23 protein-coding genes are annotated in these 20,380 nt (G+C 48.3%); 22 read left to right on the top strand and 1 reads right to left on the bottom strand.

Going from position 1 to position 20,380, the window contains the following annotated elements; translation table 11 throughout:
* Positions 1–8 precede the first annotated feature (8 nt).
* Complete coding sequence (locus ASG16_RS19970; protein WP_056491114.1) at positions 9–1,391, bottom strand: UDP-N-acetylmuramoyl-tripeptide--D-alanyl-D-alanine ligase; 1,383 nt, start codon at positions 1,389–1,391, stop codon at positions 9–11.
* 153 nt (positions 1,392–1,544) lie between these two features.
* On the opposite strand from ASG16_RS19970, the gene ASG16_RS19975 reads away from it, so the two are divergent.
* The 22 genes from ASG16_RS19975 to rpoD all read left to right on the top strand — a co-directional run bounded on the left by ASG16_RS19975 (position 1,545) and on the right by rpoD (position 20,309).
* On the top strand, positions 1,545–1,868 hold the full coding sequence (locus ASG16_RS19975; RefSeq protein ID WP_056491117.1) for a histidine triad nucleotide-binding protein: 324 nt from the start codon (positions 1,545–1,547) through the stop codon (positions 1,866–1,868).
* 113 nt (positions 1,869–1,981) lie between these two features.
* Complete coding sequence (rpsU, locus tag ASG16_RS19980; protein ID WP_007727630.1) at positions 1,982–2,155, top strand: 30S ribosomal protein S21; 174 nt, start codon at positions 1,982–1,984, stop codon at positions 2,153–2,155.
* 17 nt (positions 2,156–2,172) lie between these two features.
* On the top strand, positions 2,173–2,619 hold the full coding sequence (locus ASG16_RS19985; RefSeq protein WP_007727628.1) for a GatB/YqeY domain-containing protein: 447 nt from the start codon (positions 2,173–2,175) through the stop codon (positions 2,617–2,619).
* Positions 2,620–2,784: 165 nt separating this feature from the next.
* Positions 2,785–4,128 carry an NfeD family protein gene (locus tag ASG16_RS19990; protein WP_056491119.1) on the top strand — a complete coding sequence of 448 codons (1,344 nt, stop codon included), beginning with the start codon at positions 2,785–2,787 and terminating at the stop codon, positions 4,126–4,128.
* Between the two features lie 7 nt (positions 4,129–4,135).
* Positions 4,136–5,140, top strand: a complete 1,005-nt coding sequence (floA, locus tag ASG16_RS19995) for a flotillin-like protein FloA (RefSeq protein ID WP_056491122.1) — start codon at positions 4,136–4,138, stop codon at positions 5,138–5,140.
* Between the two features lie 11 nt (positions 5,141–5,151).
* Positions 5,152–5,655 carry a hypothetical protein gene (locus ASG16_RS20000; protein WP_056491125.1) on the top strand — a complete coding sequence of 168 codons (504 nt, stop codon included), beginning with the start codon at positions 5,152–5,154 and terminating at the stop codon, positions 5,653–5,655.
* Positions 5,656–5,821: 166 nt separating this feature from the next.
* Positions 5,822–6,019 carry a hypothetical protein gene (locus ASG16_RS20005; protein WP_056491127.1) on the top strand — a complete coding sequence of 66 codons (198 nt, stop codon included), beginning with the start codon at positions 5,822–5,824 and terminating at the stop codon, positions 6,017–6,019.
* Between the two features lie 204 nt (positions 6,020–6,223).
* A complete protein-coding gene (gene yqfC, locus ASG16_RS20010; protein WP_007727617.1) occupies positions 6,224–6,520 on the top strand; it encodes a sporulation protein YqfC in 297 nt (98 codons plus the stop codon).
* A 28-nt stretch (positions 6,521–6,548) separates the two neighbouring features.
* Positions 6,549–7,733: a sporulation protein YqfD gene (yqfD, locus tag ASG16_RS20015; protein ID WP_056491130.1), complete on the top strand. Its 1,185-nt coding sequence runs from the start codon at positions 6,549–6,551 to the stop codon at positions 7,731–7,733.
* Positions 7,734–7,788: 55 nt separating this feature from the next.
* On the top strand, positions 7,789–8,760 hold the full coding sequence (locus ASG16_RS20020; protein ID WP_048032293.1) for a PhoH family protein: 972 nt from the start codon (positions 7,789–7,791) through the stop codon (positions 8,758–8,760).
* A 3-nt stretch (positions 8,761–8,763) separates the two neighbouring features.
* Entirely contained in the window at positions 8,764–9,273 is a 510-nt protein-coding gene (gene ybeY, locus ASG16_RS20025) for an rRNA maturation RNase YbeY (protein ID WP_370444408.1), read from the top strand.
* Positions 9,274–9,282: 9 nt separating this feature from the next.
* The gene (locus tag ASG16_RS20030; RefSeq protein ID WP_048032295.1) at positions 9,283–9,654 is read left to right on the top strand and encodes a diacylglycerol kinase family protein; all 372 of its coding nucleotides are present in this window, start codon (positions 9,283–9,285) and stop codon (positions 9,652–9,654) included.
* 157 nt (positions 9,655–9,811) lie between these two features.
* Positions 9,812–10,210, top strand: a complete 399-nt coding sequence (locus tag ASG16_RS20035) for a cytidine deaminase (protein ID WP_048032296.1) — start codon at positions 9,812–9,814, stop codon at positions 10,208–10,210.
* Positions 10,203–11,120 carry a GTPase Era gene (gene era / locus ASG16_RS20040; protein WP_047072508.1) on the top strand — a complete coding sequence of 306 codons (918 nt, stop codon included), beginning with the start codon at positions 10,203–10,205 and terminating at the stop codon, positions 11,118–11,120. The genes ASG16_RS20035 and era overlap by 8 nt, the downstream gene beginning before the upstream one ends.
* A 104-nt stretch (positions 11,121–11,224) precedes the next feature.
* The gene (locus ASG16_RS20045) at positions 11,225–11,380 is read left to right on the top strand and encodes a YqzL family protein (RefSeq protein WP_007727602.1); all 156 of its coding nucleotides are present in this window, start codon (positions 11,225–11,227) and stop codon (positions 11,378–11,380) included.
* Positions 11,371–12,144 carry a DNA repair protein RecO gene (gene recO, locus ASG16_RS20050; RefSeq protein ID WP_048032297.1) on the top strand — a complete coding sequence of 258 codons (774 nt, stop codon included), beginning with the start codon at positions 11,371–11,373 and terminating at the stop codon, positions 12,142–12,144. The genes ASG16_RS20045 and recO overlap by 10 nt, the downstream gene beginning before the upstream one ends.
* Before the next feature lie 317 nt (positions 12,145–12,461).
* A complete protein-coding gene (gene glyQ / locus ASG16_RS20055; RefSeq protein ID WP_012685775.1) occupies positions 12,462–13,388 on the top strand; it encodes a glycine--tRNA ligase subunit alpha in 927 nt (308 codons plus the stop codon).
* The gene (gene glyS, locus ASG16_RS20060; protein WP_056491133.1) at positions 13,381–15,450 is read left to right on the top strand and encodes a glycine--tRNA ligase subunit beta; all 2,070 of its coding nucleotides are present in this window, start codon (positions 13,381–13,383) and stop codon (positions 15,448–15,450) included. Before glyQ ends, glyS begins: the two co-directional genes overlap by 8 nt.
* 122 nt (positions 15,451–15,572) lie before the next feature.
* Complete coding sequence (gene ccpN, locus ASG16_RS20065; RefSeq protein ID WP_012685777.1) at positions 15,573–16,217, top strand: transcriptional regulator CcpN; 645 nt, start codon at positions 15,573–15,575, stop codon at positions 16,215–16,217.
* 11 nt (positions 16,218–16,228) lie between these two features.
* Positions 16,229–17,065: a pyruvate, water dikinase regulatory protein gene (locus tag ASG16_RS20070; RefSeq protein ID WP_007727584.1), complete on the top strand. Its 837-nt coding sequence runs from the start codon at positions 16,229–16,231 to the stop codon at positions 17,063–17,065.
* Positions 17,066–17,269: 204 nt separating this feature from the next.
* Positions 17,270–19,144, top strand: coding sequence for a DNA primase (gene dnaG / locus ASG16_RS20075; RefSeq protein WP_056491136.1), 1,875 nt, complete (start codon positions 17,270–17,272; stop codon positions 19,142–19,144).
* A gap of 34 nt (positions 19,145–19,178) precedes the next feature.
* Entirely contained in the window at positions 19,179–20,309 is a 1,131-nt protein-coding gene (rpoD, locus tag ASG16_RS20080; protein ID WP_012685780.1) for an RNA polymerase sigma factor RpoD, read from the top strand.
* Positions 20,310–20,380: the final 71 nt, after the last annotated feature.

Raw genomic sequence — 20,380 nt, forward strand, 5'->3', positions numbered from 1 at the left:
TTTTTCTATTATTCGTGACCTTCCAGATCAGTAATAAGCGTCCATAAGGACATACCTTTCGAGGCTTTGAACAAAAATGCATGCTTCTCATCCCGCAAAGGCAGTAGAGCAGCCAGTGCCTCTGCTTTTGTGGCAAAATGCAGCTTGTTCCCCGTGTAAGCATCATGGAGATGGCGTGCATCCTCACCGACTGTCACGAGCAGCTTGAATCTCTCAGCGATGTCTTGAATCGAGGTTCCTACGCCCGCGTGCATAGCCCCGCTATCTGGACCGAGCTCATACATGTCACCTAACACGATGACTCTTGCGCGCTCAGGGTACAGCTCAGCAAACGTCCGTACAGCAGCCTCCATGGAGACGGGGCTGGCATTATACGCATCACTGATATACACAGTACCGTGCTTGGAGTTCATTTGCTCAAACCGCATGGCGGAGAGCTGAACGGTGGACAAGGCGTAAGCGATTTGCTCCGTATCCATTCCGAGCCTCTTGGCAATCGCGACAGCAGGCAATGCATTCAAGACACTGTGGCGGCCATGCAACGGCAGGAATGCCTCGAAATGCTCCCCGGAGGCAAAGCATACGTTGAAACGAGTCCCGCCTTCAACCGTTTCGATTTGCTCCGCCCAAATATCCGCCTTCTCATTAACAGAGTAGTATAGGAGTTCACCTGGATACAGATGGGCTATCATCCGTAGATACTCCGAATCCTTGTTGAGCAGCACGAGCCCGTCAAGAGCGGTATGAGGAAGCAGCTCCGCCTTTGCGAGAGCAATTTTTTCGCGCGTGCCAAAATATTCAATATGGGATTCCCCGATAAAAGTAATCACGCTAATATCTGGCTGGACCAGCGATGCGAGCAGATCGATTTCCCCAGCGTGGTTCATCCCGAGCTCTAGTACAGCAGCATGATGTTTTTCTTCCATCTGCAATAACGACAAAGGTACACCGATGTGGTTGTTGAAGTTTTTATACGTCTTGTATACGGGCGAACGGCTCGCAAGTACGTGTGCCACTATGTCCTTCACGGTTGTTTTCCCGATACTTCCTGTAATGGCGATGCGAGGGAACGAAAAGCTTTTCCGATAAGCAGCAGCCAGCTTTTGAAAGCCACGCAGTGTATCATTGACGAGAATTAACCCAAAATCATTTGGCAAGTTCGCAGGAATCTTCTCCTGATTCGAAACGAGTGCAGCTACAGCTCCTTGTTCAACTGCTTGTAACAAAAAATCATGTCCATCCCGTGCGCCGCCTGTCAGCGCTACAAACAAAGATCCCGCAGTCAGCTCGCGGGTATCAAAGTGAACGGATGACAAGGCAAGCCCTGGGGAACCAGCGAGCAAAATCCCTTCTGCGTTGATTGCTGCCTGATCCAGTGCAATTGGTTTCATCTGCACGAACTCCTTTTTCTTGTTATCCTGTTTCAACCTCGAAGTCATGCTACCATGCGTCAGGTAGCGCCGCAAGACAAAAGTGAGGGAATGTGATAGGATCAATTCTTACATACATAACTATCCACATACAGAGGAAGAAAGGAGTCTCCCATGGAAAAAAGTATTTTTACCAAAATCATGGACGGTGAAATTCCTGCTCGTATCGAGTATGAGGATGAGCACGTCATCGTCATCCACGATATTGCACCAAAAGCACGCGTTCACTTGTTGATTATCCCGCGTAAGCCAATTCCCACGCTCATGGAAGTAAGGGCCGAGGACCTGCCGCTGATCGGGCATATCCACCATGTAGCACAACTCTTGGCGAAAAAGCTGGAACTGCCAGGTTTTCGCCTGATTAACAACTGTGGTAAAGAGGGTGGACAAGAGGTTTTCCACATCCATTATCACCTTTTGTCCGGTTTTTACGAATAAAATTGAACTAAAGGTTGACCTTCTTTAGTCATCTATCCTATAATGAAGTGTGACAGTCTGTTCGTACGTTCGACTCAGGCGTCCCACGGTTTTAGCGGAGGGAGGGAAGACAAATGGCAGAAATTCGAGTCAAGAAAAACGAGTCTTTGGATAGCGCACTTCGCCGCTTCAAGCGTGAAAGCGCAAAATCCGGGGTGATGGCGGAACTGCGTAAACGTCGCCACTTTGAGAAGCCTAGCATTAAGCGCAAGAAGAAATCCGAAGCAGCTCGCAAGCGCAAGTTTTAATTGACGGAGGGCTCATCATGAGTGTAATGGAGCGACTCGATCAAGATATGAAGCAAGCAATGAAGGACAGAGCTGCTCTAAAACTCTCTGTTATTCGCATGGTGAAAGCCGCATTAAAGAACGAAGAGATTAACAAGGGCAGACTTTTGTCTGAAGACGAAGTGCTGACCATCTTGACTCGTGAGTTAAAACAACGCCGTGAATCCCTCCACGAATTTGAGAAGGCAGGCCGCGTGGAACTTGCCTCGAAAACGCGCGAAGAGATCGACGTGCTCTCCGCTTACTTACCCGCTCAGCTTAGCGAAGACGAAATTCGTGATATCGTTCGGGAAGGTATCGCAGCTACCAATGCCTCCTCCAAAAAGGAGATGGGCAAAGTGATGGGTGCGATCATGCCGAAAGTGAAAGGCAGAGCAGACGGAAACCTCGTGCAAAAGATTGTATCTGAGGAACTACCATCGTAGACGAGAGTAACACCTCATATAGATACGAACAGAAAAACTCAACCTGTAAAGGTTGGGTTTTTCTTTTTTTCCAAATGTGAAATAAATATGAAACGATTGCCACCCTCTTTCGTATACCTTATTGCACATACGTTGAAGCTGATAGAAGGAAAGGAGGTATATGCAATGAGTGCAGCAAGGCTAGTAAAAAGCCGCATGCGATTGCTTTTTTCACTTCTTTGCCTGATTATGGGAATGACGATGCTTCTTGCTCCCGCATCCACAACAGCCCAGACCTATCAAAAAGCTGTCTGGATTCCAGTAGATAGCACGATCGAGCGAGGGTTGGAGAGCTTTTTGCACAGAGCATTTGCTGACGCACAGGAGCAGCAGGCAGACCTTGTTATTTTGCATATCAATACGCCAGGCGGAGAAGTGAACGCTGCCGACCAGATTGGGCAGTTGATCCGTCAGGCTCCCATGCATGTGATAGCCTACATTGATAACCAGGCTTTTTCAGCGGGAACTTACATCGCCCTGAATGCAAATGAAATTATTATGACTCCAGGCAGTAGCATGGGGGCAGCCGCACCGATTGACTTGGCAGGGAATGCAGCAGATATCAAGTTCATTTCCGGTTGGAGCAATAAAATGATGGCGGCAGCGGAGTTGAACAATCGCAATCCTGACGTTGCTCGCGCGATGGTGGAAATCGATACAGAATTCCCCGGATTAAAGCCAAAAGGCACGGTGCTGTCTCTCGATGCCCAACAAGCGAAACGGTTAGGTTATGCGGATGATGTGGTGTCCAATAAGGAAGAGCTGCTCAAAAAGCTCGGTATTCAGCCGGATTCCCTTCAGGCGATTGAGCCAACAGGTGGAGAGCTAGTCGCTAGATGGGTGACGAGTCCCATTGTGATGAGTCTTCTGCTCATCATTGGATTGGGCGGAATTGTAGTAGAACTGTTTGCCCCTGGTTTTGGTGTTGCAGGGACAATTTCACTCGTCGCGTTCAGTCTATATTTCTTTGGACATTATGTAGCGGGATTTGCCAACTGGTTGCACATCGGACTGTTTGTCTTCGGAATCTTACTGATGCTTCTGGAAATTTTTCTTCCGGGCGGCATTGTCGGTGCGATTGGCTTCGTGAGTATTGTGACAGGTCTTGTAATGGCAGCCTATGACACGCAGCAAGGGCTCGCATCGCTAGGCGTGGCCGCTTTGATCACGGCAATTGTAACGTTCATGCTAGTGAAGAAATACGGGGTCAAAGGTCTCTTCAACAAGTTTGTCCTGGGTGACACGCAGCGTAATGAAGAAGGCTACGTTGCTCCGCGCGATCAGCGTGAGCTGGAAGGAAAATCAGGCATCGCCCTCACACCATTGCGCCCGGCAGGGGTCGTCAAGGTGGAAGGAAAACGTGTGGATGCAGTATCGGTTGGTGGTTTCATTGAAGCGGGTACGGCCATCACCGTAGTGCAAGTAGAAGGCACGCGTATCGTCGTTGCCGAACTAGAACAAAAGGAGTGAGCACTTCATGTTTGAAGGCGGTTTGATTCCCCTTATTTTTATGGTGGCAGTAGCCATCGTCGTACTTTCTGTTTTCTTCTCGTTCGTACCAGTCATGCTCTGGATTTCTGCACTGGCTTCCGGTGTGAATATCGGGATTATTACCCTCGTCGCTATGCGCTTGCGTCGCGTTGTACCATCCCGTATCGTGAATCCGTTGATTAAAGCGCGTAAAGCGGGCTTGCAACTGGATACAAACCAATTGGAGAGCCATTATCTCGCAGGCGGTAACGTAGACCGTGTAGTAGATGCGCTCGTAGCAGCACAACGTGCAGATATTCCACTTGGCTTTGAACGAGCAGCAGCCATTGATCTGGCTGGTCGTGATGTATTGGAAGCGGTACAAATGAGCGTTAACCCGAAAGTGATTGAAACACCTGTGGTAGCAGCAATGGCAAAGGACGGTATCGAGCTGCGCACTCGTGCAAAAGTAACGGTTCGTGCCAACATCGATCGATTGGTCGGTGGTGCTGGTGAAGAAACGATCATCGCCCGTGTAGGCGAGGGGATCGTATCGACCATTGGTTCGTCAAAAGGACATAAGGACGTATTGGAAAATCCGGATCTGATCTCTAAAACGGTATTGAATAAAGGTTTGGATGCCGGAACTGCTTTTGAAATTCTCTCGATTGATATTGCGGACGTGGATGTAGGGAAGAACATCGGAGCACAATTGCAAACCGACCAAGCGGAAGCGGATAAACGTATTGCCCAAGCGAAAGCGGAAGAGCGTCGCGCCATGGCTGTAGCCCAAGAGCAGGAAATGATTGCGCGCGTACAAGAGATGAAGGCAAAGGTAGTAGAAGCCGAAGCACAAGTACCACTCGCTTTGTCCGAGGCATTGAAAAGTGGCAAATTGGGCGTAATGGATTATTACAACATGCAAAACATTGCTGCTGATACACAAATGCGTCAATCCTTCGGGCATGCAGGTGACAAACAAGAGCCTGCTTTGCCAGACGAGAAAGAATAAGGGCGATTGCCATGGAAGATCTCATGGATCTCGTCGTAGATTTATTGGGTTTAGTCGAGTGGATCATCCCGCTCATCGGCAAGTTCTGGTTTGTCATCCTTGGTTACTTAGGATATAAAGCTCTTGGCAAAGCCGGGAAGAAGAAGATGTCTCAAGGCAAAAAAATGCCTCCGCTTACCCCGGCCACGACGTCGGATATCCCTATGGAAACAGAGGATTACGGCAGAGAGACGGTGCGGGCATCCTCCAAATACGAGCCACTTCAGCAAGAATCGATGGAAGGGATTGGAGTCGAGCAGGAATGGGCATTCTCCAGTACAGCTCGTGCTTCAACGGGTCCCACCATCAGAGTGAAGCAATCGGAAACGATGAAGGTCGCTGATTCGGAACGAGTAGGAACACTCCCATCGAAACACGGCAATCCGCGTGATGGGATGAAATGGGCGCTCATTTTTGGAGAACCGCGCTCAAAAGCTCCGTATGCCCAGCAGGTTCGGCAAAGAAAAATTTTATAATAGTAGCCAGTCAAACAGGTGAACTTCGGTTCGCCTGTTTTTTTATTGATAAGCAACGTCTTATGTCGAAATATATCGAATAACTTGTCTTGTTTCTCGTATCCTTGTTGACTATCCTGAATGTAAAGAAAATTCTCCCAATAGAAGAAGGGGTAGAGGTCAAGCGATGAATCAACAAATTTTTGAAAAAATGGGGCGGTTTCGTCAAAAAGTGATTCGGCTTGCCATCTTCGAAAACAAATCGATATATGAAACAGCGATCGCGTGCGGTTGTTCGGTTGAGAAAGTAAAACGAGTCATGAAAAAATGGAAGGCGCTTACAAAAGAAAAAGAGCTGGTTTCTTCTGCAAAAGAAAGCAAATAATCAATGGAGTTTGTTGAAGTATTCCAAAGACGGAGCTCTCACCTGCTTGCTAATTAGCGAGCGCTGAGGGCTCTTTTTTGTGGCTGTTTTTGATGAATGCCTCTTTGTGCTCGCGCATACGCATAGATAAGAATGGTTTTGCACCTGCAAACAGATGAGATCGTCATATTCGCCAATATATAGAACGAGAAGGGGGGCTAATCCATGAAGCGTTGGAGCCGCCGTCTGCGCCAGTTGGCCGGAGGGGTGTTGGATCTGCCGCAAGATGTAGTCCTGGAAGTCCCGCGTATCACGATGATCGGTCATTTGCAAATGTATATAGAGAATCATCGAGGAGTTTTGCATTTTAGCGAAAAAGAGCTTCGTCTGCTGCTGACGAACGGTCAAATGATTGTTTCAGGTGAACAGCTTGTCATCCGAGCGATTTTGCCTGAGGAGGTTTTGTTAGAAGGCAGAATCGGTGGCGTGAAATTTTTGGAGACGGGACCACAGAGCTCGTAATCTTTTTTAGTGGGAGGGGGCGGCACGTATGCGGTATGGAATCAAGGAGTGGGTGGATGGACATGTAACCATTACCGTTCGGGGAAAACGATTTGAGCGGATGTTAAATATGGCCGTACGGGATGGAATTCGAATCTGGAATATTCGCAGAGTAGGAGAAGAGGTGACTCGCTGCGATATTTTGATTCGTGATTATTTTCGTTTACGACCGCTTTTAAAAGAGACAGGCTGTCGTAGTCACGTCGAGGCAAGAGACGGGCTGCCCTTTTGGCTCTTGCGGTTACGCAGACGATCTGGATTGGCAATTGGGGCAGCTCTTTTTTTCATCGGATTGTACATGCTCTCCTCTTTTGTTTGGAGTGTTGAAGTGAGTGGGACCAAAATGGTTGATCCGCGACGAGTGATTCAAGCCGCCGAACAAGTGGGGATTAAAGAAGGGGCATGGAAGGTCAAACTAAAAGAACCGTTGGTTTTGCAAAAAGAACTGTTGAGTCTGCTGCCTGAAGCATCTTGGGTTGGAATCGAGATTCAAGGAACCAAAGTCATGCTTCAAGTGGTTGAAAAAGAGGCACCCGTAAAGCCGCTTGCAACAGGTCCACGGCATCTTGTAGCAAAAAAGAGGGCTGTCGTCCATAAAATTCTCCCGGAGGTTGGTCGCAGTCAGGTTGTGAGCAATCAATTGGTTGAAAAAGGCCAAGTGCTCATTTCGGGGATCATTGGCAATGACGCTCGTCAACAAGCTGTATCAGCGCGAGGCAAGGTGCAAGGGGAAGTGTGGTATATGAGTAACACATCAGTCCCGCTAAAACAAACGATGTATCGTTTGACGGGAGAAAAACTGGAGCATCGATACCTGCTTGTAGGCCCCTATGCGATCTATGTGTGGCCATTTGAGAAACAGTCCTTTGCACAAGCTGAAGTGGCAGAACAACGTTTTTTGCCCTCGTACGCGGGATATACCTCTCCACTTGGCTGGAAGACAGTAACGTACGCGCAAACAGCACCCGTTCAAACAGAAATGAGCGTGGAGGAAGCGACGGAACTGGCTAAAAAATTCGCTAGGGAGGATATCTTGAAAAAAGCTGGAAAAGATGCGTTCATTCAGGACGAAAAAGTTTTGCACGTCACAACAGAGAATGGTAAAGTTTACGTAAGCATTCATTTTTCCGTCATTGAAGATATTGCCATTGAACAGCCTTTCGTTGGGCAGTGAGGATGGCAAGCTAATGACGCATTGCTGATTATCGTTGCAAGGAGATGGAAGCCTGTTGCACGTACAAGATGAGGTAAGAATCCCGTTTTCAGACGCATCTGAGGCCTTGCTGTTGTTCGGACCACATGACGCGTACCTAACACTGATCGAGCAAAGAAGTTCCGCCAAAATCATGACCCGAGAAGGCGAACTGGTTATTAGCGGGGATAAGCCGGAAGTGGACAAACTGACAGAGTTGATTGAAATTCTGCTACAGTTGATTCGCAGAGGGATTGCCCTGTCCGAACGAGACATCTCTTATGCGATGTCGTTGATTGAACGGGGAGAAGGTGCCCAACTGCTCGATGTGTATGATGAAGAAGTCGCTCGTACCCAACGTGGCAAAGTAATCAGGGCAAAGACTCTGGGCCAGCGTCATTACTTGTCTGCGATCAAGAAGCATGACATTGTGTTTGGAATTGGACCAGCCGGGACCGGAAAAACGTATTTGGCTGTTGTCACAGCAGTAAATGCGTTGAAAAATGCGCGTGTCAAACGGATCGTTCTTACCAGACCGGCCGTAGAAGCGGGGGAGAGCCTTGGGTTTTTGCCGGGAGATTTGCAGGAAAAAGTAGACCCTTACCTGCGTCCGCTCTATGATGCCTTGTACGACATGCTGGGCAATGAACAAGTCGCCAAAATGATGGAACGTGGACTCATTGAGGTTGCACCTTTGGCGTACATGCGTGGTCGTACGCTCGAAGATTCCTTTGTCATTTTGGATGAAGCCCAGAACACAACTCCCGAGCAAATGAAAATGTTTTTGACCAGGCTTGGCTTTGGTTCCAAAATGGTCATTACGGGTGATGTGACCCAGGTGGATTTGCCAAAAGGCAAGAAATCCGGATTGCGCGAAGCACAGCGCATCTTAAGCCCGATTTCCGATGTAGCCTTTATTCATTTCCAAGAGGGAGACGTCGTTCGTCACAGTCTGGTACAAAAAATCATCGCTGCCTATGCCAAGGAAGAAGTAGAACACGGCTATTAATAAATGGCGTCACAAAAAGGAGATCGTTTACCTGTGTTATCTGTAGAAATCCTTCATGAAGAAATCGAACCGATCGATGAGAATTTGCAAAACCTGCTTGTCCGTTGCCTGGAAGCAGCAGCAAAGCTGGAAGACGTACAAGGAGAAGTAGTTGTCACGCTGGTGAACAACGAGCGCATCCACGAGCTGAATCGCGACTATCGAGGCGTTGATCGGCCTACGGATGTTCTATCCTTTGCGATGAACGAGCCGGGCGAAGGGGAAATGGAAATCTTCATCGATGAGGATGAGGCGAGCGAGTTTCCGAATATGCTTGGAGATATCATCATCTCGGTGCCAAAAGCACATGAGCAGGCCGAAGACTATGGCCATTCATTCGAACGCGAACTCGGATTTCTCACGGTTCATGGTTTTCTTCACCTTCTGGGCTATGATCATGGGACGCCAGAAGAAGAGAAGGAAATGTTTTCACGTCAAGAAAAGGTGCTGGAAGAAATCGGCTTGACGAGGTAGGAGATTACGTTGAAGGAATGGCGACGATTGACTCGCAGCTTCACCTACGCTCTGCAAGGAATTTCCTATACCGTACGGACACAGCGAAACATGCAAATCCACGTAGCCGCAGCCATTGTGGTGCTGGCGGCAGCGTGGTGGCTGCAGATACCCCGCAGCGATGTTTTGCTGGTCCTTTTTTCTATCGGTCTGGTCTTCTCCCTTGAGCTGGTAAACACCGCGATTGAAGCAGTCGTTGATTTAGCTTCCCCGGAATGGCACGTCAAGGCGAAGATTGCCAAAGATGTGGGAGCAGGAGCTGTACTTGTGGCGGCGATTCTGTCCCTTATCATCGGAGTTCTCGTATTTGGACAGCCACTGTTGCAAAAAGTATGGGGATAGTTTTTACTAGTAGAGAAGAAGAAGGTTTTTCATAAGCCAAAATGAGGTACCGGACGGGTCATTGTAGTTGACCTTTCAGTCTGGTTTCTTCGTGTCTCATTGGACACATTCTGTTGTGAAATGATGTTAAAGATCAACCATATGAGGAATGATGAGAATGGATAAGCAATCATTATTAGCACAAGCAATCGAAGCCAGAAAGCTCGCTTATGTACCATACTCCAAGTTTCAGGTAGGAGCAGCTCTTTTAGCTGAGAGTGGCAAGGTTTATTTGGGAGGCAATATTGAAAATGCAGCGTACTCGCTGTGCAACTGCGCAGAGCGTACGGCTCTTTTTAAAGCGTACTCAGAAGGCGATCGGACTTACAAGGCATTAGCCGTCGCTGCCGATACACCGCAAGCTGTATCACCATGTGGAGCTTGCCGACAAGTCATGGCAGAGCTGTGCCCGCCGGACATGCCTGTATTTTTGACGAATCTCAAAGGCGACATTTGGGAAACGACAGTATCTGCCCTGCTTCCAGGCGCATTCACCAAGGAGGATTTACGTGGATAATCGCAAGACCAAGCAATCGTTTAAATCGGGCTTTGTTTCTATTGTGGGACGGCCAAATGTTGGAAAATCAACACTGTTGAATCATATTGTGGGACATAAAATCGCCATCATGTCGAACAAGCCGCAAACGACACGTAACAAAATTACAGCGGTGCATACGACAGAAGAGGGTCAAATTATTTTCTTGGATACACCGGGGATTCACAAGCCTCAATCCAAACTTGGAAACTACATGGTTTCGGTTGCCGAAAATACATTGAACGAGGTAGACCTCGTTTTGTTTGTTGTCGATGCAACAGAAAAACGCGGAGCTGGGGACGACTACATCATCGAGCGGTTAAAGCAGGTCAAAACGCCAGTATTTTTGGTCATCAACAAAATTGATAAGGTGCACCCGGAAGCACTGCTGCCGATTATTGACGATTACCGCAAATTGTATGATTTCAAGCAAATTGTTCCAATCTCTGCACTGGAAGGTAACAATACAGGGTCATTGCAGCAGGCTATTTTGGGCGAAATGGAAGAAGGCCCGATGTATTACCCTGCCGATCAGGTGACAGACCATCCGGAACGCTTTGTAGCAGCCGAGTTGATTCGGGAAAAAGTTCTGCATTTGACGAGAGAAGAAGTACCGCACTCCATTGCTGTCGTAATTGAAGAGATGAAGCGAGGCGAAAATGGTAAAACGCTTTATATTTACGCCGCCATTTACGTAGAGCGGGATTCCCAGCGTGGTATTTTGATCGGGCAAAAGGGTCAGATGCTCAAAGAAATCGGTCAACGTGCCCGCAAGGATATCGAGCGGTTGATGGGGGACCAAGTATTTTTGGAGCTCTGGATCAAAGTGAAAAAGGATTGGCGTAACCAAGAGCGGATGCTGCGTAACTTCGGTTTCTACGATGAGCAATAATATTCCCAGCGCGATGTGTTAATTTTTCCAAGGCATAGAATAACGGGCAAAGGTGATTCTAAGAAGGAAGTGGATAGACCCGATATAGGAAAGGATGATGCTCCATGCTTCGTGACTTTTCTTGGAGAGTTTTCGCTTCAACCGGTGATATCCATGCTTACCTTCTCTACCGTGATCACCATCAAACGGATGTTTCCAGTGAGGAAGCCTCGTTTGATCTCGCCCAGGAAGAATTGGGTGACACGCAGGCATGCTTGTAAAGTGGGAAGGGATTGTCATTCGCAGTGTGGACTATGGTGAGTCCAGTAAAGTGGTGACATTGTTTACCCGGGAGAACGGCAAATTAGGCGTGATGGCCCGTGGTGCCAAAAAGACCAAAAGCCGTCTTGCCGCCGTCTCCCAGTTGTTTTCGCATAGTTATTATCTATGCAAGGCAGGACCCGGGACAGGAATGCCCGATCTCTCTCAGGGAGATATGTTGGATTCGTTCCGGGATATGCGGCAAAGCCTGACTGCTACGGCTTATGCCGCATACATAGCAGAACTGTTGGATCGATTGACGCAGGAAAAGGAGCCCAATCCCTACTTGTTTCAGCTACTCCTTCATACGTTCCGCCATTTGGATGAAGGACGAGATGCCGAGATCCTGTGTCGGATTTTTGAGACCAAGATGCTCATTGTAGCGGGGATCTCCCCGCAGCTTACAGCGTGTGTAAACTGTGGCGAACAGCGCGAGCCCTATGCGATCAGTGTGGGACAGGGCGGCCTGTTGTGCCCAGTTTGCTTGCCTTCCGATTCGTATGCGATGGCAGTTACACCCTCGACCTGGAAGTTGTTGCGGCTGTTCCAGGTATTTGATTTGGAGCGGCTTGGTGACATTGAAGTAAAACCGGCTACACGCAACCAGCTCAAGCATGTACTGCGTAGCTTTATGGACGAGTATTTGGATCTCAGGCTGAAAAGTCGAGCATTTCTGGAACAACTGGAGCGTATGGAAAGAATGACCCAAACAGATCAGGACTAATTGACATACGAATTTGTTTTCGTTATGATAAGAACCAAACTTGTATACCGAATGTTGCCGTGAAGGAAAAGAGTAGTCGGCCACTGGCTGTGAATAGCGAATCGGGGATAGTGGAAGCCCGGTCGCCATGCTGATGAAGGGCGTTCTGGAGCAATTTAATTGTAAGGTGGGCGAAGAAGTCATTCGCCAAGTAGGGTGGAACCGCGAGAATCCTCTCGTCCCTACACTGTCGCATCAGGCAGTGTAGAGGCGGGAGGTTTTTTAGTTTCGACTTAAAGCCAAGTTCTAAAAAGTTTAGAGGAGGAAAAAGCATGAAAATGACATTTCAAGACATCATTTTGACGCTGCAAAACTTTTGGGCAAAGCAAAACTGTCTCATTGTCCAGCCGTATGACGTTGAAAAAGGGGCAGGTACGCTAAACCCAATGACCTTCCTTCGTTCCATTGGACCTGAGCCGTGGAATGTGGCATATGTAGAGCCTTCCCGTCGCCCGGCTGACGGACGCTATGGGGAAAACCCGAACCGTTTGTATCAGCATCACCAGTTCCAAGTAATCATGAAGCCATCACCGGACAACATTCAGGAGCTGTACCTGGAGAGCTTGCGCGAACTCGGAATTGAGCCACTTGAGCATGACATCCGATTTGTAGAGGACAACTGGGAGCACCCGGGTCTCGGCGCATGGGGCTTAGGCTGGGAAGTTTGGCTGGACGGGATGGAAATCACACAGTTCACGTACTTCCAGCAAGTGGGCGGTCTGGAATGTAAACCAGTGGCAGTCGAGCTGACTTACGGACTGGAGCGTTTGGCTTCCTATATTCAAGAGAAAGAAAATGTGTTCGATCTGGAATGGTGCAACGGGTATACGTACGGAGATGTATTCCTGCAACCAGAATACGAGCATTCCAAATACACATTTGAACTGTCTGATGTCGACATGCTGTTCTCTCTCTACAATACGTATGAGGCAGAAGCAAAAAGACTGATGGCGGAGCGACTGGTTTACCCGGCATACGACTACGTTCTGAAATGCTCCCACACCTTCAACTTGCTTGATGCGCGTGGAGCCATCAGTGTGACGGAGCGTACAGGCTACATCGCTCGTGTACGTAATCTGTCTCGTGAAGTAGCACAAACCTACTACAAAGAGCGTGAGCGCCTTGGTTTCCCGCTTTTGCAAAAAGGCAATGCAGACGCAGCGGATCAAGTGAATCAGGTGAAGGGAGAGGATACAAATGAGTAAGCGCGATCTACTCGTAGAGGTTGGTTTGGAAGAAATGCCTGCTCGTTTTGTCGCACAGGCAGCGGCACAATTCAAGGAAAAAGTAGAAAAGTGGCTGACTGCTGAGCGCGTGCCGTTTGACCAAATTACGGCATTGGAGACACCTCGTCGTTTTGCCCTGTTGATCAATGGATTGGCAGAAAAACAGCCTGACCGCAATGATGAAGCGAAGGGTCCTGCACGCAAAATCGCACAAGATGAAGCGGGCAATTGGTCCAAGGCAGCACTCGGTTTTGCACGAAGCAACAATGTTGAGCCAGACCAACTGTATTATAAAGAAGTAAACGGGATCGAGTATGTTCATGCTCGTAAATCCGAAGCGGGAAAACCGACTACCGAGCTTTTGCCGCAACTGGCTGAAGTAATTACCAGCATGAGCTTCCCGAAAAACATGCGCTGGGGTGCACGCGATTTGAAATACGTTCGTCCGATTCGTTGGCTGGTTGCTTTGTTCGGCGATGAATTGATCGATCTGGAGATTGCAGGTGTAAAAAGCGGACGCGTTTCTCGTGGACATCGCTTCTTGGGAACAGAGGTTACGTTGAATCACCCAAGCGAATACGTGAGCAAGCTGGCTGAGCAATATGTCATGGTGAAACCGGACGAGCGCAGAGCAGCCATTGTAGAGCAGATTCATCGCTTGGAGAAGGAAAATGGCTGGACGATTCCAATGGACGAAGGACTTCTGGATGAGGTAGTCCATCTTGTAGAGTATCCTACCGCTCTTTACGGAACGTTCGAACAAGAATTCCTGTCCATTCCACGTGAGGTTTTGGTTACCTCCATGCGTGAGCACCAGCGTTATTTCCCTGTTGAAAACGCTCAGGGTCAATTGCTGAATCATTTTGTGACAGTGCGTAACGGAGACAGCCGCGCTCTGGAAAACGTAGCGAAAGGGAATGAAAAAGTTCTTCGCGCACGTCTGTCTGATGCTCGGTTCTTCTACGTGGAAGACCAAAAGCTGTCCATTGAAAGCTGCCTGAAACGTTTGGAGACAATTGTTTACCATGAAGAGCTGGGAACAATCGGTGATAAAGTTCGCCGTGTACGCAAAACTGCTGCGCAAATTGCAAGTAAGCTGGGTGTGAGCGCGGAAGAGACGAAACAAGTAGACCGCATTGCAGAAATCGCAAAATTTGACCTCGTTACCAACATGGTAGGTGAATTCCCTGAACTGCAAGGGATTATGGGTGAAGATTACGCGCGCAAAGCGGGTGAGACCGACCTCGTAGCAAGTGGCGTATTCGAGCATTACCTCCCGCGTTTTGCAGGGGACAAAATGCCTGCTTCCGCTCAAGGCGCTATCGTCAGTCTGGCTGACAAGATGGACACGATCGTAGGCTGCTTCTCGATCGGGATTGTGCCTACTGGCTCACAGGACCCGTATGGTCTGCGCCGTATGGCAGCGGGGATCGTTACGATTTTGGTGGAGCGCGACTGGCAAATTTCTCTTGCCGATCTGTGGAATGCCGCGCTGGAAGGCTATGTAGTGCAAGGCGTAAACAAGCGAGCAGCAGAAGACGTGAAAAAGGACCTTGTAGACTTCTTCGCACTCCGTCTGAAAAACGTCTTGCAGGATCATGGCGTGCGCTACGATGTCATCGACGCCGTTCTTGCTGCCGACCTGACACTGGTTCCAGAAGTGCTGGCAAAAGCAAAAGCATTGATGGGAGCGGTACAAACAGAAGAATTCAAGCTGATTGTGGAGCAGTTTAACCGGGTGAACAATCTGGCACAAAAAGCGGAAGCAGACCAAGTCAGCGAAGCTCTGTTTGCAGAAGATGTAGAACGTGCCTTGTATCAGGCATTCCAAGCTGTTCAGAAGGATGTAGAGGGTCTGAAGGATCAAGAGAAGGTGCTCGCAACCTTGTCAACCTTGCGTCAGCCGATCAACGCATTCTTTGATAAGGTAATGGTCATGGCCGAAGATCAGGCTGTTCGGTCGAATCGTCTGGGACTTCTCTTGCAACTTTCTCGTGTGCTTTATCGCTACGCAGATTTTTCCAAAGTTGTATTCGCGTAAACAAAATATAACCGGTGCCTTCGTCTGAAAATCAGGCGGGGGCACCTTTTTTCCGCGTGAAAGAAGGAATATCCCGTCGAATAGAGTAATACTAGGAAGAGGTAAAGACAGAACCGGGGTGATTGGTCATCGAGCTTACCAAACGACAAGAGCACATCTTACAGATAGTGAAGGATGACGGACCGATAACAGGAGAGCATATCGCGGAGCGACTGAATTTGACTCGCGCGACGCTTCGCCCTGATTTATCCATCCTCACAATGTCAGGATATTTAGAAGCCAGACCTCGGGTCGGGTATTTTTATGCCGGCAGACCCGCAAGCTCAGTCATAAGTGAACGGCTTCACAAGCTTCTCGTCAATGACTACAAGGCGGTACCGATTGTGGTTTCCGAATCCGCCTCGGCTTACGACGCCATCGTTACCCTCTTTTTGGAGGATGTTGGCACATTATTCGTCGTCAATCAAAAAGGATATTTGGCTGGCGTGATTTCACGAAAAGACCTCCTGCGGGCTTCTTTAGGCAATAAGACGCTGGAGGATGTGCCGGTCAGCATTATCATGTCTAGGATGCCGAATATCATTACATGCGCACCTGATGAGACCTTGTACGCAGCCGCTAAAAAGCTGATTGATTTTCAGATTGATTCGCTGCCTGTCGTAAGGCCTAGCGAGGAAGATCCAAAGCAAATGGAGCTGTTGGGGCGCGTCACCAAGACGACGATCGCGAAAGCATTTGTAGAATTGGGTAGCGAACCGAAAGTGTAGGAGGAGAAGCGATGCAAGGTAAACAGCAAGGACAGCTCATCTATGTAGTCTCAGACTCCATCGGCGAAACGGCCGAACTTGTCGTTCGCGCAGGAGCTAGTCAGTTTGATCGTTTTTTGTTTGATGTACAAAAGTATCCGTATATAGAAGACAAGGAATCGATTGATGAAATCATTGCATCGGCAAAAGAATCGCGGGCAATGATCGTGTTCACTCTGGTCATTCCAGAGCTGAATGCGTATATTACACAACAAGCTGCTCTTCACGGAATTCCGGCTCTCGATGTTATGGGGCCGTTGATGAATACATTGCAGGGCATGTTGAAAGAGCCACCAACAGGAAAACCGGGCTTGGTACGCCGTCTGGATGAAGAGTATTTCCGCAAAGTAGACGCCATCGAGTTTGCCGTCAAATACGACGATGGACGGGACCCACGCGGCCTGTTGCGCGCAGATGTGGTTTTGATTGGCGTTTCGCGGACTTCCAAGACGCCTCTTTCCATGTATTTGGCTAACAAACGACTTAAGGTTGCCAATGTTCCGCTTGTCCCTGAGGTAGAGCCGCCAGAAGAATTGTTCCAACTGCCAATAGAAAGGTGTATTGGGCTTACCATCAATCCGGAGCAACTGAACGGCATTCGAACAGAGCGTCTGAAGGCACTGGGATTGACAGCACAAGCAAATTACGCCAATCTCGAACGGATTGCCGAAGAACTGGCTTATTCCAAGCGCATTATTGAGCGCCTCGGATGTACCGTTATTGATGTTTCCAACAAGGCAGTGGAAGAAACGGCAAACATCATTTTGGAGATGATTCGAAAAAACAATCTCCGTAATGAAAGGAAATAGGCCGAAAGAAGGATTTTGGCGTTTTTTGTAGAAAATCAATTAGCCGAGGTACTTATCATAGCGTGAGTTTCTCAGCGTTTATTGCCCTTAGAAATGTGGAAAAGTAGAAAAGAAGAAAAGAAGTTTGATGCAAAGAAGGAAATTGACGAATTTTGACGAACTAAATATTCTCACGTGCGATTCTCCTTATAAAGGTGGAAAGACATGACTGGTCCCACTTCAGATGAATTTGTAAATCAAGTGCGTGCCGCTGTCGACATCGTAGACGTTGTAGGAGAGTACGTTCAACTGAGAAAAAGCGGTCGTGCCTTTCTCGGTCTATGTCCGTTTCACTCTGAAAAGAGCCCTTCCTTCAACGTAAATGCAGAGCGACAGTTTTTTCATTGCTTTGGCTGTGGAGCAGGCGGGGATATCTTTTCCTTTTTAATGAAACTGGAGCAATTGACTTTTCCAGAGGCACTGCACAAATTGGCGGAGCGTGCCGGGATATCTGTGCCCCAGCCGCAGCAGGTAGAGGAATCACCTGAAAAACGGATGAAACATGCGATGCAGGAAGCGCATACGTTCGTTTCACGCCTCTACCACTACGTGCTTACGAAAACTCCTTATGGCGCAGAAGCGATGAAGTATCTCGCAAAGCGCGGAATGTCTGAGGCGACAATCGCCGAATACCAAATCGGATTCGCCCCGGATTCCTGGGATTTCGTGACGCAGCAGTTGACAAAGCGGGGATTTTCACAGGAATTGATGGTGGAGGCAGGGCTTTTGGCCAGGAGCGATGCAGGAAAAATCTTTGATCGCTTTCGAGGTCGTATCATGTTTCCGATCCAGGATTCCCAAGGTAACGTCATCGGATTTGGTGGGCGGTTACTGCAAGGATCGAAGCCCAATTCCAACCAAAAGTCTCAACCCAAGTATCTGAATAGCCCGGAAAGCCTTTTGTTCAACAAAAGCGCTACGCTGTTTAATCTTCATCGTGCGCGCCCCATTATTAGAAAGAGAAAAGAGGCGCTGTTGTTTGAAGGATATGTCGATGTCATATCGGCATGGCAGGCGGGTTTTATGCAAGGTATTGCCACTTTGGGAACAGCCTTGACGGAGCAGCAGGCCAGAATTCTTCGTCGCAATACAGAGTCAGTTGTACTCTGTTATGACGGAGATGCTGCAGGACAAGAAGCAACGAGCAAAGCGATTCACGTTTTGCAGCAAGCCGGTTTGATCGTTCGAGTAGCTCCACTTCCACAAGGAGTGGACCCGGATGATTACATCCGCCAGCATGGGGCTGAAGCATTTTCCCAGCAGGTATTGTTACAGGCGATGCCAATTACGGCTTTCCGTCTGAAACATTTACGCAGTCAGTTCGTAATAAAAGATGAGACGGACAAAGCTCGCTTAATCGCGAAGGCGGTCGAAATCATCAACGAACTCAATAGCCCGGTGGAACGGGACATGTATCAACGGCAATTGGCAGAAGAATACTCCCTTACTCTCGGTGATCTCAAATGGGAGTCCAAACGTGCTTACAATCAGCAAAAAAGTGAGCGCCAAAGGGATAAAGTGACGCCAGCATGGAATAATAGTATAAATAATGGCAAAGTTACGCTCGCGAAAACACTGCCACCCGCTTATCACACGGCTGAGCGCATGCTGCTTTACTACATGATGCGGAACGAAGAAATAGCCGCCCGAGTCCAACATGAATGCAGCGCCCACTTTCAAGTGGATGAACACGATGCGCTGGCTGCCTACCTGTACGCCTACTATGCAGAGGGAAACCCGGAAGACCCTGGAAAGTTTATACATTATGTGCAAGACGATTTGTTAAAGCAATTAGCCTCGGGATTGGCCATGATGGAGTGCAACAACGACGTATCTGAATTAGAGATCGGTGACTACATCAAACAAGTGAATAACTACCCGAAGCGTGCCGAGTTGGAACGATTGCGCGATGAGCAGCGGAGCTTACACCTCCAAGCGGCCGCAGCGGACAGCGAGGATGCGCGCAAACAACTTGAACTTCAAGCAGCCGTTACAGGGATGAAGATTCTTGAATTGGAAAATGCTTTAAAAGAAGGGTAGCTTCAGATCATTCCCGGGGAAGGAGGGAAAGTAGATGAACAAGCAAAATATTACTTCCGACATGGAAGCAACGTCCATCGAACAAGTGAAGGAACAACTGGTCGAATTAGGTAAGAAACGCGGCGCACTGTCGTATAAGGAGATTACTGCTCGTCTGGCAGGTTTTGAGCAGGATTCTGATCAAATGGATGAGTTTTTTGAATATCTTGGTGATCAAGGCATTGAGATTAACAACAATGAGAATGAAGATGACGACGATGAAGTCGATCAAATGATCATCAAGGACGAGGACAACGAAGAATTTGATTTTGACGATCTCTCCGTTCCGCCTGGAATCAAGATCAATGACCCTGTACGGATGTATCTGAAGGAAATTGGTCGAGTTCCTCTGCTCTCCGCAGAAGAGGAGATTAAACTGGCACAGCGAATTGAACAAGGTGATGAGGAAGCCAAAAGACGTCTGGCTGAGGCGAACTTGCGATTGGTTGTATCGATTGCGAAGCGTTATGTAGGACGCGGCATGCTATTCCTCGACTTGATTCAAGAAGGGAACATGGGTCTGATTAAAGCGGTGGAAAAGTTTGACTATCGCAAAGGCTACAAGTTTAGTACGTATGCGACCTGGTGGATTCGTCAAGCGATTACCCGTGCTATTGCAGACCAGGCTAGAACGATCCGGATTCCGGTTCATATGGTGGAAACGATCAATAAATTGATCCGCGTTTCCCGCCAGCTTCTGCAAGAGCTAGGTCGTGAACCAATGCCAGAAGAAATCGCTGAAAAAATGGATCTCACTCCGGAAAAAGTTCGGGAAATCATGAAGATTGCTCAAGAACCAGTATCCCTGGAGACTCCAATTGGGGAAGAAGACGACTCCCACTTAGGTGATTTCATTGAGGATCAGGATGCATTGGAGCCATCTGATGCAGCTGCCTATGAACTTTTGAAAGAACAGTTGGAAGACGTTTTGGATACATTAACAGACCGGGAAGAAAATGTACTGCGTCTGCGTTTTGGATTAGATGACGGTCGTACACGGACGTTAGAAGAAGTAGGGAAAGTGTTTGGCGTAACCCGTGAACGGATTCGTCAGATCGAAGCAAAAGCGCTTCGCAAATTGCGTCATCCGAGTAGAAGTAAACGCTTAAAAGATTTCTTGGAATAACCGATATAAGAAGTATGTGGCCTACGTTAGCCGACGTAGGCTTTTCTTATTCATGAAAGTAAACACTTTTT

Origin of the sequence: Brevibacillus sp. Leaf182, from assembly GCF_001423865.2 — a bacterium.
In the GTDB taxonomy this organism is placed as follows: Bacteria; Bacillota; Bacilli; order Brevibacillales; family Brevibacillaceae; genus Brevibacillus; species Brevibacillus brevis_C.

What these genes read in the sequence shown, in the direction of transcription:
- rpoD (WP_012685780.1), top strand. Translation starts at nt 19,179, where the DNA reads ATGAACAAGCAAAATATTACTTCCGACATGGAAGCAACGTCCATCGAA.
- ASG16_RS20005 (WP_056491127.1), top strand. Translation starts at nt 5,822, where the DNA reads ATGAATCAACAAATTTTTGAAAAAATGGGGCGGTTTCGTCAAAAAGTG.
- ASG16_RS20035 (WP_048032296.1), top strand. Translation starts at nt 9,812, where the DNA reads ATGGATAAGCAATCATTATTAGCACAAGCAATCGAAGCCAGAAAGCTC.
- glyQ (WP_012685775.1), top strand. Translation starts at nt 12,462, where the DNA reads ATGACATTTCAAGACATCATTTTGACGCTGCAAAACTTTTGGGCAAAG.
- ASG16_RS20045 (WP_007727602.1), top strand. Translation starts at nt 11,225, where the DNA reads ATGCTTCGTGACTTTTCTTGGAGAGTTTTCGCTTCAACCGGTGATATC.
- ASG16_RS20070 (WP_007727584.1), top strand. Translation starts at nt 16,229, where the DNA reads ATGCAAGGTAAACAGCAAGGACAGCTCATCTATGTAGTCTCAGACTCC.
- floA (WP_056491122.1), top strand. Translation starts at nt 4,136, where the DNA reads ATGTTTGAAGGCGGTTTGATTCCCCTTATTTTTATGGTGGCAGTAGCC.
- ASG16_RS19985 (WP_007727628.1), top strand. Translation starts at nt 2,173, where the DNA reads ATGAGTGTAATGGAGCGACTCGATCAAGATATGAAGCAAGCAATGAAG.
- yqfC (WP_007727617.1), top strand. Translation starts at nt 6,224, where the DNA reads ATGAAGCGTTGGAGCCGCCGTCTGCGCCAGTTGGCCGGAGGGGTGTTG.
- ASG16_RS19970 (WP_056491114.1), bottom strand. Translation starts at nt 1,391, where the DNA reads ATGAAACCAATTGCACTGGATCAGGCAGCAATCAACGCAGAAGGGATT.
- ASG16_RS19990 (WP_056491119.1), top strand. Translation starts at nt 2,785, where the DNA reads ATGAGTGCAGCAAGGCTAGTAAAAAGCCGCATGCGATTGCTTTTTTCA.
- yqfD (WP_056491130.1), top strand. Translation starts at nt 6,549, where the DNA reads ATGCGGTATGGAATCAAGGAGTGGGTGGATGGACATGTAACCATTACC.
- recO (WP_048032297.1), top strand. Translation starts at nt 11,371, where the DNA reads ATGCTTGTAAAGTGGGAAGGGATTGTCATTCGCAGTGTGGACTATGGT.
- rpsU (WP_007727630.1), top strand. Translation starts at nt 1,982, where the DNA reads ATGGCAGAAATTCGAGTCAAGAAAAACGAGTCTTTGGATAGCGCACTT.
- ybeY (WP_370444408.1), top strand. Translation starts at nt 8,764, where the DNA reads ATGGCGTCACAAAAAGGAGATCGTTTACCTGTGTTATCTGTAGAAATC.
- ASG16_RS19975 (WP_056491117.1), top strand. Translation starts at nt 1,545, where the DNA reads ATGGAAAAAAGTATTTTTACCAAAATCATGGACGGTGAAATTCCTGCT.
- glyS (WP_056491133.1), top strand. Translation starts at nt 13,381, where the DNA reads ATGAGTAAGCGCGATCTACTCGTAGAGGTTGGTTTGGAAGAAATGCCT.
- dnaG (WP_056491136.1), top strand. Translation starts at nt 17,270, where the DNA reads ATGACTGGTCCCACTTCAGATGAATTTGTAAATCAAGTGCGTGCCGCT.
- ASG16_RS20000 (WP_056491125.1), top strand. Translation starts at nt 5,152, where the DNA reads ATGGAAGATCTCATGGATCTCGTCGTAGATTTATTGGGTTTAGTCGAG.